Origin of the sequence: Listeria valentina (genome assembly GCF_011800755.1) — a bacterium.
Taxonomy (GTDB): Bacteria; Bacillota; Bacilli; order Lactobacillales; family Listeriaceae; genus Listeria; species Listeria valentina.
In genome coordinates this window covers 1-12,908 of record NZ_JAATJW010000067.1, presented here as the reverse complement: position 1 = coordinate 12,908, position 12,908 = coordinate 1, and the positions used below count along the sequence as shown (strand labels likewise).

General features: G+C 39.7%; 12 protein-coding genes. 8 read left to right on the top strand and 4 right to left on the bottom strand.

The features are described from left to right. Positions 1–113: 113 nt before the first annotated feature. On the bottom strand, positions 114–731 hold the full coding sequence (locus tag HCK02_RS11790) for a recombinase family protein (protein WP_167630307.1): 618 nt from the start codon (positions 729–731) through the stop codon (positions 114–116). Between the two features lie 210 nt (positions 732–941). On the opposite strand from HCK02_RS11790, the gene HCK02_RS11785 reads away from it, so the two are divergent. The 8 genes from HCK02_RS11785 to HCK02_RS11750 all read left to right on the top strand — a co-directional run bounded on the left by HCK02_RS11785 (position 942) and on the right by HCK02_RS11750 (position 8,458). Continuing rightward, positions 942–1,607, top strand: coding sequence for a hypothetical protein (locus HCK02_RS11785; protein ID WP_167630306.1), 666 nt, complete (start codon positions 942–944; stop codon positions 1,605–1,607). Positions 1,608–1,927: 320 nt separating this feature from the next. Further along, positions 1,928–3,892: an L-type lectin-domain containing protein gene (locus HCK02_RS11780; protein ID WP_167630305.1), complete on the top strand. Its 1,965-nt coding sequence runs from the start codon at positions 1,928–1,930 to the stop codon at positions 3,890–3,892. Positions 3,893–3,906: 14 nt separating this feature from the next. Next, a complete protein-coding gene (locus HCK02_RS11775) occupies positions 3,907–4,263 on the top strand; it encodes an LPXTG cell wall anchor domain-containing protein (protein ID WP_167630304.1) in 357 nt (118 codons plus the stop codon). After that, on the top strand, positions 4,260–4,916 hold the full coding sequence (locus HCK02_RS11770; protein ID WP_122866107.1) for a WxL domain-containing protein: 657 nt from the start codon (positions 4,260–4,262) through the stop codon (positions 4,914–4,916). Before HCK02_RS11775 ends, HCK02_RS11770 begins: the two co-directional genes overlap by 4 nt. Before the next feature lie 36 nt (positions 4,917–4,952). Beyond that, on the top strand, positions 4,953–5,642 hold the full coding sequence (locus HCK02_RS11765) for a WxL domain-containing protein (RefSeq protein ID WP_167630308.1): 690 nt from the start codon (positions 4,953–4,955) through the stop codon (positions 5,640–5,642). Between the two features lie 58 nt (positions 5,643–5,700). Next, complete coding sequence (locus HCK02_RS11760) at positions 5,701–6,714, top strand: WxLIP family cell surface protein (RefSeq protein WP_167630303.1); 1,014 nt, start codon at positions 5,701–5,703, stop codon at positions 6,712–6,714. Positions 6,715–6,974: 260 nt separating this feature from the next. Next, on the top strand, positions 6,975–7,703 hold the full coding sequence (locus HCK02_RS11755) for a DUF981 family protein (protein WP_167630302.1): 729 nt from the start codon (positions 6,975–6,977) through the stop codon (positions 7,701–7,703). A gap of 110 nt (positions 7,704–7,813) precedes the next feature. Continuing rightward, positions 7,814–8,458, top strand: coding sequence for a DUF1295 domain-containing protein (locus tag HCK02_RS11750; protein WP_167630301.1), 645 nt, complete (start codon positions 7,814–7,816; stop codon positions 8,456–8,458). Between the two features lie 80 nt (positions 8,459–8,538). On the opposite strand, the gene cshA is transcribed toward HCK02_RS11750, so the two are convergent. The 3 genes from cshA to HCK02_RS11735 all read right to left on the bottom strand — a co-directional run bounded on the left by cshA (position 8,539) and on the right by HCK02_RS11735 (position 12,748). Further along, on the bottom strand, positions 8,539–10,029 hold the full coding sequence (cshA, locus tag HCK02_RS11745) for a degradosome RNA helicase CshA (protein ID WP_167630300.1): 1,491 nt from the start codon (positions 10,027–10,029) through the stop codon (positions 8,539–8,541). Positions 10,030–10,644: 615 nt separating this feature from the next. Further along, positions 10,645–11,337 (bottom strand): alpha/beta hydrolase, encoded by a 693-nt coding sequence (locus HCK02_RS11740; protein ID WP_167630299.1) that lies wholly within the window; start codon positions 11,335–11,337, stop codon positions 10,645–10,647. Between the two features lie 37 nt (positions 11,338–11,374). Continuing rightward, a complete protein-coding gene (locus tag HCK02_RS11735) occupies positions 11,375–12,748 on the bottom strand; it encodes a UDP-N-acetylmuramoyl-tripeptide--D-alanyl-D-alanine ligase (RefSeq protein WP_167630298.1) in 1,374 nt (457 codons plus the stop codon). Positions 12,749–12,908 lie beyond the last annotated feature (160 nt).

The window sequence follows — 12,908 nt, the reverse complement described above, 5'->3', positions numbered from 1 at the left end:
TTATGTATGTTCTATCACAAGTATATCTAAAAAAAGACTGTAAACAAAGTTTTTCACTACTTTGTCTACAGTCTGAGCCAGAAGGAAATTTCCTTCTGGCTTTTTTATTCAATTTAACAAGTCTCTTCCCCTGTTTCTAGCGTATCTAGTTCTTGTTTTATGCGGTAGACGGTTGTTCGTGAGACCTTGTGCTCTCTCGCAATTTTTTGAACGGATTCCCCTGCTTTTAGCATCTTTACAATACTATGATAAATGAGTCGCTTCGCTGGGTTTTTAGCATCTGCTGCATATAAAGCAGGTCTGCCTTTGTAAACCCCTTTTTCTTTCGCTGCTCGAATTCCTTCGGCTTGTTTGCGTCTGCGTTCAAGTGTTTCGCGTTCTTTCATATTTTTCAAAAGCTGAAGAAGCAGTTCTTCCACAAATCGTGTGAATTGGGGGTCATCTAAAGGTTGATTCAGCAAAGGGATACTTGTAATCAGCAAACCTGCTTCTTTCGCTATTAATTCCTTTATCACCTTGACGAGTTCTTCGTGGTTTCTTCCCAGTTGATCAATGGTTTCCACCATCAAATAATCGCCTGTTTTCACCTGATTCAATGCTTTTATGAATTCTGCTCGAGTTTCTCGGTCCTGTTCAATAAAAACGTGCTTTGCCCCTCGTTTCCAAAAATTTTGAATCTGCTTGCTTGCTTTCTGTTTTATTTTGTTGATTTCTGTGTAAGCAATAATCATCCCATGTTCCTCCTATAGTGCCAGTTCATATATTTTACACAAACTTACAAAGAAAATCCACATAAAAATAAAGTGTTTACTTTACGTGTATCCTAAACAGACAATTCCGATTTATTTGTGTATTTTTTGTGAACATTTCCGTTGTTTTCTCCTATCAATCAAAAAATCGTGATAAAATGCACAAGTACTAAAAATAAAGGAGGACTTTTAATGCTCAAGAAAAAATTTTTTATTGGAGTTATGGGATTAGCACTTGGTTGCTCGCTTGTTTTAGCTCCTGCAGAAGTTGATGCCAAGAAAAAACAAAAACCGGAGGAACCAGAATCGCGTACACTTGTTTTAACTGCGAACGGGAACCTAACAGGATCCGTCGTTCCTTATTATGACAAGGAAGAAATCCCTGGATTTGAAACAGGTTATATCGACTTGCACTACCGGTCATTCGACACTGGTTTTGTAGATGGGGATAACTCTTATTTGACAATTGAATTGCCACAGGAGTTTGCTGCTGTTGCAAAACAACCTACATTTAAGGAAAACATTAGCGGCCGCGTACAACGTAAAGGTTTGCTAGGTGATCGTTGGTTCACTTATTCAGAAAATGATATTACAGTTAACGGGACACGAATTGCTTTTAAAACGCCTAAAGAATTTTGGCTTCTTCACGGAGAAGTGAATGCAGATATTTCCATCAATTACGGAAACGTGCAAAAACTTTATCCGATTCGCTTGATTCAAGGTAATCAAAACGGATACGTATTCCGATCTGCACTTAGAAGATCAATGGCTCCATGGGATCCAATTCAAGAGCCTCTAATTGGTTCAAACAGCGACACAATGATGACAAACTACACAAGTGCTTATTGGGATTTCTAATTACATAAACACTATAACTGGTAAAGGATCTTCATGATTCTTTACCAGTTTTTTATTAGAGCTGTTCCTCTTATTTCCTATTTATATTGTTTTTACCTTCCCCCTTCCCTACACCCTTAAAAATACCATTCCTTCATTTTTTCATAAAATAATCGACAAAAATGACTTTATAATAACTTGAATTTTGTCTATCGCTTTTGAGGAAAGACTATATAATTTATTTTGCAGCAAGAAATTAACAATGAATATCAGCATCGCGACTTTTTATCTGTAGAACTACTATTCAATGCGATGATGAAATTTATGAAAGGAGGGGGAAAATGAAAAAGTTAGTTTTTAGCTTTCTTGCCATCACAACTTTGTTCGTGGCTTTGCCCAATGTGAGTTATGCTAGTGAAGCAAATAACCCACCAACTGGTATTAAAACGGAAGGCATTTTCCAAGTTCCAGCAGGTGCCAATAGTTCAGTGATTAGTGGTGATAAACTTGATATCGTTGAAGTAACGAATGACACTAAAAAACAAGCCGGTGCGATCTGGAACACGGATAACAACATGATGGATCTTACGAAAGACTTTTCATCATCCATGTATATGTATTTCGGGGATAAAGGAAGCAAAGCCGCAGATGGGATGGCGTTTGTTATGCAAGCTGATCCGAACAAAAACAATGCGTTTCGAACGGGTGAAGGTGAACGTCTTGGTGTATGGGATTCTAACAAACGTGGTGAATTTGGCCTTGCGATCATGAATTCTGTAGCAATTGAGTTTGATACACACTACAATGAAGACTTTGACAAGGACATTTCTAAAAAAAGAAATCACGTTGCTTGGAATTTCCCGGGTAAGAGAAGTTCTTATTATGACCACAGCTCCGTTCTTGGAAGTTCTTATAGAAAACTGATTCATAACGATTTACAATATCCGACGGACACCTATTTATCAGATGACAAATGGCACCATTTCCAAATAAATTGGGATGCTAGTGCTTCGACGCTTACTTATCAGCTAGATTCGCTTAGTCCTGTTGTTATCCCGATCAATGTTTCAGATGTATTTGGAACGTCAAGTGTTTACTGGGGTTTCACAGGGTCAACGGGTGATAGTTATGCGCAAAATCGGATTGTCTTCGAGAATGTGCCGGGACTTGTGAATGGTTCGGTTCATGAGGAAGCTTTTACAAAAGACAGTCATGAAAGTATTGTTGGCAAAAAGGCTTATGCAGGAGACACGATCACACATGAAATTACAACGACTTATGAAGATGGCAAGGTAAACTGGGATCATCCCGTTCTCACGAAGGACCTCGATGCAAACTTGAGTTATGTTCCTGGTACGCTCAAAATGGTCGATCAGGCTGGCAAAGAGACAGCACTATCCGATGATTTATGGGATGGAAACTCGCTTCAAGTACCGCTTGATGACTTGGATAAGGCGAACAAATTCGAAAAAATTATCTTTGATGTTAAAGCTAAACAAGTTGCAGCTGATTATGAAGTGAAGCACACGGATGTCGTAACTGGGAGTAATTTTATCGCGCACAGCGATGAAATGACTTATACGCTTTCAAGCAATGCACCTCCAAGTCTCACACTTCAAGATGCAGGAAGTACGATTTCGCTTAAGGACAATGAAGAACTTGTTTTAAATGGTTCTTGGCTTGACCGCGACAGTGACAGCGTAAGTCTTTATTATCAAGTGGACGAAAGTGAGCCAATCAAATTTGCGGGTGACCTCGCTAATGTTCCAGCAGGAAATAGCCATGACTTTTCAACGAAACTAAAACTGGCTACGGGGACGCACACGGTGAAGGTTTATGCGGTGGATAGCGCTGGCGCCACGTCGAATGTGGAAAAAATTTCAGTTTCGGTGGATGGCACGCTCACATTTCTAGAAATCCCTGCTTTTTCGTTTGGTAATTTGGCAGTTCCAACAAGTAATACGACCCTCTTCCCTGTTTCACCGGGAACGCTTAAATTTAGCGACACTCGTGTAGCTGGGAGCGCTTGGAAGCTGAGTGCAAAATTGAAGCAAGAAATGACGTCGACTGATGGTAACCACACGATTCCAAATGGTCTTGTTTTCATTGGCTCAGATGGGACTAAGCAAGTCTTATCTAAAAACGAATCCATCTTGATTGATTCCGGGACAAGCAATGAAGAAACGGAGAAAAACATTGAGTGGGACAACCAGCAAGGTCTGGCTCTCAATTTGAATCCAGGTTTGTATAAAGGAAACTATGCTGGTGAAGTTGAGTGGACTTTAGAAGATACCCCTAATCAATAGGAAGGAGATAAAGAATGAAAAAAACATTTTTGTTGGCTAGTTTTTGCGCATTATTCTTTATTTTCCCCGCTTCTGGGTTTGCAAGTGAACCAGCTAGTCATGCAGAAAGTCATGCAGGAATCCACTTTATTAGTGGGGACGAGAATAACGATCATCAAAAAGAGGGAGCGGATCAAGATAAATCGAATTCCTCTAGTCAATTAAAAAAACAAAATGAATCAAATAAAGGAGATTTGAATCAGGCTTCTTCTGTTACTCATCTTCCTAAAACAGGTGACCAAGCTGATTCCTTTCTCTCTTTGATCGGTATTGTGCTAATTAGTTTGTATCTTATCCAAAATAAAAATATGAAAAGAGGAAATAACCATTGAAAATTAAAAATTTAGTTCTTGTAACAGCAATCGCAGGGAGTGCAGTTTTAGCTAGTCCAGCTTCACAAGTTTTTGCAGCTGAGTCGAATACGGCTGATTCACAAGCTTTTGTTAGCTTAACAGCTGGTGATACAACAACGCCCGTTGATCCAATCGATCCTAGTGAACCCGGTGGTGGTACTGGAAACACTGGCAGTTTGACAATTGATAATGTCACACCTTTTGAATTTGGAACTCATCAAATTTCATCAACATCAGAAACTTACACAACTACTTCGAAAAATCCAAATGTACAAGTTACCGACCGTCGTGGTGAAGGTCAAGGCTGGACACTTCAAGTGGCACTAAGTGAATTTAAAGATCAAACAGATGCTTCAAAAGTTTTAAAAGGAGCTACGCTAACGATTCCAAAAGGTGAGCTAAAAACAACCGCCGGAAACGTTTCAGATACACCTAATAACTTCGCATCAACTCTTGCTGCTGATGGAAGTGGCAGTGCTATTATCATGCAAGCAGAAGAAAAAACAGGGATGGGAACTTGGGAAGATTTATTTAACAATCAAGAAATTAAACTAACAGTTCCTGCCGGCAACTACTCTGGAGACTACTCATCAACATTAAACTGGAGCTTGGTGGATGCACCAAATGCTTAATCTAAAAAAGGGAGAGAATAAAATGAATAAAAATTAATTACTGTCGCAGCTGGACTTGGCCTTACGATTTCTTTTGGAGTTGCTCCTGCGGCATTCGCAGCACCAGCAAGTGATGCAACTTCCAACAACCACATTGCTTTTGAAGCAGATGAAAGTATCACGACACCGGTTGATCCAACCGATCCGGATAATCCAAATCCGCCAGATCCGGTTGACCCAACTGATCCAGAAAATCCAGGAACTGGGAACAGTGGCCCACTTTCAATTGACTATGTGTCGAATATTGAATTTGGAACGCAAAAAATTTCTTCAAACACTGTGACTTACCGTGCTCAAAATGAAAATCCATTTGTACAAGTTACGGATAACCGCGGAACTGGGGCTGGATGGACATTAACAGCTAAAGCTTCAGAATTTAAGTCTGCAGATGGCACAAAAATTCTTAAAGGCGCTCTATTAAGCTTCAAAAATGGACAAGCAAAAACTCAAAGTGCCAATATTTCTGCAGCGCCTGAAACAAAAGATGTGGCTTTTAACAATACAGATGCCAAGGTTATGATGAATGCTAAAAAAGAAACTGGACGCGGAACTTGGGTTGATGTTTTCTCTGGGACAGCTGGGGAAAATGAAAATGTAACCCTGCAAGTTCTTCCAGGAACTGCTGATGCCGATGTTGATTATACGGCAACAATCAACTGGGAATTAACTGACGCACCACTTTCTTAAGTTCATCTTGGATAGGAAATAAAGCTTTAATTATCGTTCTTTTTGAAAGGAGAAACAAATGAAAAAATTATTTTTGATCGTAATGGGGATTTTAGTAAGTTTATCGTTCTTTCCTAGCACAGGTTTTGCAGCGGATATGAATTACAGTGTACGCGCTGTTATTCCAGATAACCAAGTAGATAAAACCAAAACATATTTTGATTTACGAATGAAGCCAGGACAAAAACAAAAAGTAACGCTTCATTTTGAGAATAATGCTAGTGAACAAGCTCAAATTGAAGTTTCACCAAATACGGCGGCAACTAACCGTAATGGGGTCATTGATTACAGTGCTTCTAAGAAAAAGATAGATTCAAGTTTAAAATATGATTTTAGCAAGCTGGTTACAGGAGAAAAAGTGGTCACTTTAAATGCAAAAGAAAAAAAAGATGTGGATTATGAAATTACAATGCCTGAAAAAGAATTTGATGGTATTTTACTAGGTGGTTTCTATATTCATAAAAAACAAGCAGACACGGATAAAGATAAAGATTCTTCTGTTCAAATAAAAAATGACTATTCATATGTCATCGGTGCTCGTCTTTCCGAAAATGATAAAACAGTGTCTCCAAAATTAAAATTAAATCAAATAAAGGCAGGTCTTGAAAATTATCACACGGTGGTTAATGCGAATCTGCAAAATGCTACCCCTGTCATTATTTCAAATATGAAAATTAATGCGAAGTTCTCTAAATCCGGAAGCTCCAAAGTTCTCCATCAAGTAACCAAAGAAAATCAATCCATGGCTCCAAATTCCAATTATAATTTTTCCATTCCTTGGGATGATGAAGAACTAAAAGCTGGGAAGTATCATCTAAGCATGACAGCAAAAGATGCTTCTGGACACCACTGGAAATTCGAAAAAGACTTTACTATTGGTTCAAATGCCAAAGAGATTAACAAAGAAGCAGTTGGAATTGAACATTCAAACATCTGGCTTATCATCGGCCTATCAGGAGCTGGTTTATTGATTTTGATTACAATTATTCTATTCCTTATTCGCCGCAAACGTAAAACAAAAGAACAAAACTAAAATGCTTACGATCAAAAACTTCATTTGCAAACGAGGGTAAAGCAACAAGAACCACGCTTTTCACCTCTTCTTCTTATTAAAAGCGGGACGAAATGGATGTACGCCATTTCGTCTCGCTTTTTTACTATAAACAACTCCCCCTCTCGCTTCCATTTTTCTCTTAGCCATTTGTGCACGATTTCCCAAACAGAACAGAAGAAACCCCTTTCAAACGGTGTTATAGTAATAGGTGAATCTATTCAAAAAAGGGGGAGTAACAAATGGTTATTGATTGGTCAAATACGGCTGTTTACAATACCATCATGTCTGTTGCAACAGGGATTGCTTTACTGCTTATTTTGCAATTTGGGAGAAAGCTTCAAAAAGAGGAAATCGGTCAGCTCGATGGCTGGGTTGTTGGCTTCGCTATTCCGGGCTTCATTTTAACACTTACAGGCGCCCACATGTCACTCACATGGCCACTTTCCAAAATCGGCTTTCCATTTGACGACATCATTTTTGGCGAACCGGTGCTCGCATTTGGCGTTTTGCTTCTTGCCGCAGCATATTTACTTCGCAGACGCAACCAAGTTTACGTGCGTGAGGAAAAACTGGATGCAAGAAACGACAAGGTTATCGCTAAACGGCTTCAAGAGGATTTGCCCGGCCTCTTAAAACCACTTTCCTATTTTGGGGCAGCTATGGGGCTTGCACTTATCGCGATTGGCGTTGCCGGTGTGACGTTCCAGCTTTTCGCCGCACCAAAAGAAGAACCCATTTCCGGGCTTCTTGCTGATTATCCACTTGTTGAAGCCAGCTTCATTTCGCTACTTTACGCCATCACTGGGCTTGGTGCCGCACTTTTCCCACTCATCTTGAAGAAAAATCCTGCTGCCGGACTAGTAAAAACTGTGAAAACGCTTTGGCTGATCGCGGGAATTATCTTTGTAGCTTTCGGTGTTATGAACTACTTTACACATATTGGTTTAATTGTAAACACCATGAAATAAGCCATTTAAAAAGTGCCTAGGAATCCTACTAGGCACTTTTTCATTTAGCTTTTCTATTTGATAATCCTCTCTTACTGTGACAAACTGGGAAACAAAAGGAGGATAAATTTATGTATGGAATCAAACAAAAAACGCTTGGATCAAAGATATTTACATTAATCATCCAGCTTGTTTACTTAACGCTTGCTGTTTACTTAATTGCAAGATCAGATTTAGCAAATATTGTGAGTTACGCGCTTTATTTCTGCTTACTAATCACTTTTATTCGCCTCAATGCGATGAGCTTTATTTGGCTCCCTAGAGGAATTAGTTGGAAAGAAGCGCTCGGAAACAGTACTGCATTTGCGATTTATTATATTGGGTTCCCATTATTTGCGATCTATCATCATAGTTCTTTCAACATGAGCATGTATCTAATCGGCATCGCTCTTTTTTTAATTGGGAGCTTTATTAATACCACTTCCGAGTTACTTCGGAAACCCTTTAAAGATGACCCTGCTAACAAAGGAAAACTATATACAGGCGGACTATTCAAATATGCGATCCACGTTAACTATTTTGGCGACGTGCTTTGGGCAGCAGGATTTGCTCTTGTGACGTTAAACTGGTGGGCCATGATCATTCCTGTTTTTCTGCTCTTACTTTTTAAGTTCTCTTACATTCCAAATGCAGACAAATATTTACGTGGTAAATACGGCAAACAATTTGAGGCTTACCAAAAAAACACCAAAAAACTGATCCCCTTCATTTGGTAATCCGCATTCAATTCAAACAAAAAGCAGTAATCTGAGAGAACTTTTCTCCAGATTACTGCTTTTTACTTTATACATTGCTATTATTTATTGTTATTTGATTTCTTGTAGTAGTTACCTTTGCCACCGCTGCGACGATCACGTGAACCATTGTTTGAACCACGTCGACCTTTGCCACTATTGTTGCGATCACGATAGTTTCCTTTGCCACCACCACGGTAATTTCCTTTGCCTTTTCCGCCGCCACCGCGAGATGGAAGGGGACGTTCTTCTGTGATGTGAACCGGCGTTTGATCGGGTTCTTTTGCAAGCATTTTAAGCATTGCTGCTGCAATATCAGTTGCATCATAGTTTTCAAGTAATTCACTTGCAACTGCTTTATAATCCGCTAGATTTTCTTCTGTAATAATCTCTGTGATTTTTTCTGTCGCAAGACGAAGTTGCCCAGCAAAAGCCTCATCCCAAGTTGGTGGCTTAAGAGGTTGCATTCTTTTCTTCGTTGTTTGCTCCACTGTGCGAAGGTAACCCATTTCACGCGGTTGTACGAAAGTAATCGCCATACCTTCTTTCCCAGCACGACCAGTACGGCCAATCCGGTGGACATAGCTTTCTGGGTCTTGCGGGATATCATAGTTATAAACGTGTGTAACGCCTGAAATATCTAGTCCACGAGCCGCAACATCTGTTGCAACAAGAACATCGATTTTTCCTTCTTTAAATTTACGTAGCACACTCATCCGTTTCGCTTGCGTTAAGTCGCCGTGAATTCCTTCAGCCACATAACCACGCATATCAAGTGCACGCGAAAGCTCATCGACACGGCGTTTCGTTCGTCCGAATACAATGGCAAGCTCAGGCGATTGTACATCTAGTAAACGACTTAAAACATCAAATTTTTCTTTTTCATGCACTTTAATAAAGAATTGTTCAATCAAAAGTGCTGTCATTTCTTTCGCTTTAACACGAATAAGTTCTGGGCTATGCATGAAGCGTTCCCCAATGCGACGAATTGGATCCGGCATCGTTGCAGAAAATAGTAAAGTTTGGCGTTCATCTGGGACTTCTTTCAAAATGGATTCAATATCATCAATGAACCCCATGTTAAGCATTTCATCTGCTTCATCGAGCACAAGTGTCTCAACGTGATCTAACTTCAGCGTGCGCCGATTAATATGGTCAAGAATACGTCCTGGTGTTCCGACAACAATTTGCGGGTTTTTCTTTAACGAACGAATTTGACGGCTAATATCTGAACCGCCGTAAACCGCAAGTACTCGTACATGCTTGTCATAGCTTAACTTGTACAATTCTTCCGAAACTTGGATTGCAAGTTCGCGTGTCGGTGCAATAATCAAACCTTGTACATTTGAATTTTTTTGATCGATTTTTTGGATCATCGGAAGACCAAACGCAGCTGTTTTCCCCGTACCCGTTTGTGCTTGTCCAATTAAATCTTTTCCTTCAAGGCCAATTGGAATCGTCTTTTCTTGAATTGGCGTCGCCTCTTCAAACCCCATTCTTTTAACAGATTTTACAATTTTTTCGTCCAGACCAAACTCTGAAAACTTTGTCAATGTCATTTCTCCTTTATCTTCTTAAAGTTTTTTCAGGAGAGCTTTATCCTCATCATACGCTTATGATGAATCTTTACGATCTACATAAAAAATGAAAATGATTGAATCACTTTCATTCTTCCAGTTACTAAACTATGATTTCTTTTGAATTATTCACCACTTGGTAATTTCCAAAACGCTCTGAAATCGACAATTCGACGTATCAAATAAAAAAAGCCCTCTAACTCACTAGGCTATATATACAAAACCTAATAAACATCTAATAGACATTATAACACGAATTCCACTTCATTTCAAACTGAAAACCCCGTTTTCACGTCGGTTTTGCGAATAAAAAAAAGAAAGCGAATTCAAATATACGGAAAAACTAGCAAATTTTACTTTTCTCGGTCACTTTACCTATAGAATTTCCGTTTTTCTGTTTCAAATTCCCAAAATGCGTTGCACAAACGAGAAAAACGCTTACATTCCAAAAAAGAATCTTCTATGATGGAAAGGTAATAAAAACCGATGAAGTGAGGGATGACCATGAAGCACAAATACTTAGACGCCTATTTTAAAGCTATCCGCACCAAGTAAAAAGTGAGCCGTTGCTCGATCAGCAATGGCTCACTTTCAGCTTTCTTTCAAGAAATCTAACAAGTTTTCAAACAAGACTTCCCTATCTTTATCTTGGCAAAGCAAGTGCCCGGCTTCTTCCATGATGAGCAACCGCTTCGGACCTGGAATCGTCTCCATCAAGTAATCTACGCTTTGCTTTGCAGAAATAACCGCATCCATCCCACCTTGCGCAATGAAAGTCGGAATCTCAAGATGGGCAAGCGCTGGCTTTGCTTGCATCACCATCTTCGCAAACTGCGCCTTTGATTGACTTGGAACATCCGTGAAGCGTTTAAAATAGCGACTAAAAACCGAACTATTCTTGAGTTTCTTGTCTTTTACTTCCACAAACATTTGACCTTGGTTATCCACCAAATTGGGCCAGTCCAAATAGTGCACAGAAGTACTAAGAAGAGCCAGTTTTTTCACCTCAGGATGGTGCCTTGCTAGCCACCCTGCAAGAAGGCCGCCCATCGAAAAGCCAATTAAATAAACTTCGTCATCTTCTTTTAAGAGCTGCGTCAAAATACTTTCCATGAAAATAATCCAGTCTTGATAAGTCGCATTTCGTAAATGGTACGGCTTATCATGTCCGGGAAGCGTCGGTGTTAATACATCCCAATCGGTATGCTCTTTTAAATAATCGGCGAGTGGCTTTAACTCATCTGGCGTTCCCGTATAACCGTGAATACACAAACATGCAACCATTTTGATTGTCAACTCCTGTTTTCATCGTAAAATCATCTTACCCTATCATAAGTTTTTCTACGACATCTTTCAAGCCCATTCCATAAGATCCTTTGAAAAGGACCCATTCGTTTCCTGTTACCGCTTGAAGTAAAGCCTTTTCCAGTTCATCTTTAGAAGTAAAATAATGAACATGTTCTGCGCCGATTCGTTCACTAGCAGCTTCCGCAAAAGCCTGCATCGCTTCTCCGTAAGCAAAAACTTCATCCAGTTTTTGCGCTTCAATCACTTCCCCCGATTCGCGATGAAATTTCTCGGCATCTTTTCCAAGTTCCAACATATCTGCTACAACAGCTATTTTCCGTTTCCCTGCTGCGTCCATATTCATAAAGGTTGTAAGCACAGCCTTTAATGCAGTTGGACTTGAATTATAAGAATCGTTCAAGATCTTTGTTCCCTGAGGAGCTTCAAGCCACTCTAACCGACTTTTGGATCGTTCCATCCCACTTAGAGCCACTTTTGCATCTAGAGAATCAATCCCTAGTTTGCGCGCAGCAAGCAAAGCTGCCATCGTATTGAACACATTATGTTCGCCAATAATCGGCACATAAAGGGAAGTTTCTGGGTCCAAATTCGTAGTAAACTTAGTCCCTTCCGTTTCCGTAGTAATCTTAAGCGGGTAAATATCCGCCGTATTTTCTCGCCCAAAGGTTTCCGTTTGTATGTCACTTGATAACTGTTGGGCAATTAACGGCTCTTCGTGTGGATAAATCAAAAGCCCATCTCGCTTTAGCCCGAGCACGATTTCAAGCTTTGCCTTCGCAATTTCTTCTCGCGAGCCCAAGTATTCGATGTGTGCTTCACCAATATTTGTAATGATCGCGATATCTGGACGAGCAATTTTCGTTAGTTTTTCAATTTCGTGGCGATGATTCATGCCCATTTCTAAAATCGCGACTTCTGTGTCTTCTGGCATCGTTAAAATCGTATATGGTAAGCCAATGTGATTATTGAAGTTGCCACTTGTTGCGTGCACCTTATAACGGCTGCTCATGATGGCCCGCGTAATATCTTTTGTGGTCGTTTTCCCGTTACTGCCAGTAATCGCCACAACTTTCGGTGCGACTTCTGCAAGATACTTTTTCGCAAACAATTCAAACGCATCCGCCGTATTTTCAACGAGTAAAAGCGGCACATCGTCTGGCGGATTCGGTACATCCATTTGCCAAAAACTTGCAGCAGCTCCTGCTTCAACGGCTTGACGAACAAAAGAATGTCCATCTCTTGTTTCCCCAACAAACGGAACAAATAAGTCCCCATGTTTTATTTGACGAGTATCAAAGCACACTCCCGTCACTTTTGTTTCATTAAATGTAGCTTGATTTAATTGCGCATCAATCAAAGTCGCAATCTCCAAAAGCGTTTTTTTCATTTCGCCCCAACTTTCCTTCTTGAAAAAAGCAGTTTGAATAAATTCAAACTACTTTTTCTGGTTTTAATCTTCAAAAATAACCACCCTATTTTTATAAATATTTAAACATAAAAAACCGCAATATGTCAACACTTAACACTATAATAATACAATGTAACTA

What these genes read in the sequence shown, in the direction of transcription:
- HCK02_RS11760 (WP_167630303.1), top strand. Translation starts at nt 5,701, where the DNA reads ATGAAAAAATTATTTTTGATCGTAATGGGGATTTTAGTAAGTTTATCG.
- HCK02_RS11735 (WP_167630298.1), bottom strand. Translation starts at nt 12,748, where the DNA reads ATGAAAAAAACGCTTTTGGAGATTGCGACTTTGATTGATGCGCAATTA.
- HCK02_RS11750 (WP_167630301.1), top strand. Translation starts at nt 7,814, where the DNA reads ATGTATGGAATCAAACAAAAAACGCTTGGATCAAAGATATTTACATTA.
- HCK02_RS11740 (WP_167630299.1), bottom strand. Translation starts at nt 11,337, where the DNA reads ATGGTTGCATGTTTGTGTATTCACGGTTATACGGGAACGCCAGATGAG.
- HCK02_RS11785 (WP_167630306.1), top strand. Translation starts at nt 942, where the DNA reads ATGCTCAAGAAAAAATTTTTTATTGGAGTTATGGGATTAGCACTTGGT.
- HCK02_RS11775 (WP_167630304.1), top strand. Translation starts at nt 3,907, where the DNA reads ATGAAAAAAACATTTTTGTTGGCTAGTTTTTGCGCATTATTCTTTATT.
- HCK02_RS11790 (WP_167630307.1), bottom strand. Translation starts at nt 731, where the DNA reads ATGATTATTGCTTACACAGAAATCAACAAAATAAAACAGAAAGCAAGC.
- HCK02_RS11755 (WP_167630302.1), top strand. Translation starts at nt 6,975, where the DNA reads ATGGTTATTGATTGGTCAAATACGGCTGTTTACAATACCATCATGTCT.
- HCK02_RS11780 (WP_167630305.1), top strand. Translation starts at nt 1,928, where the DNA reads ATGAAAAAGTTAGTTTTTAGCTTTCTTGCCATCACAACTTTGTTCGTG.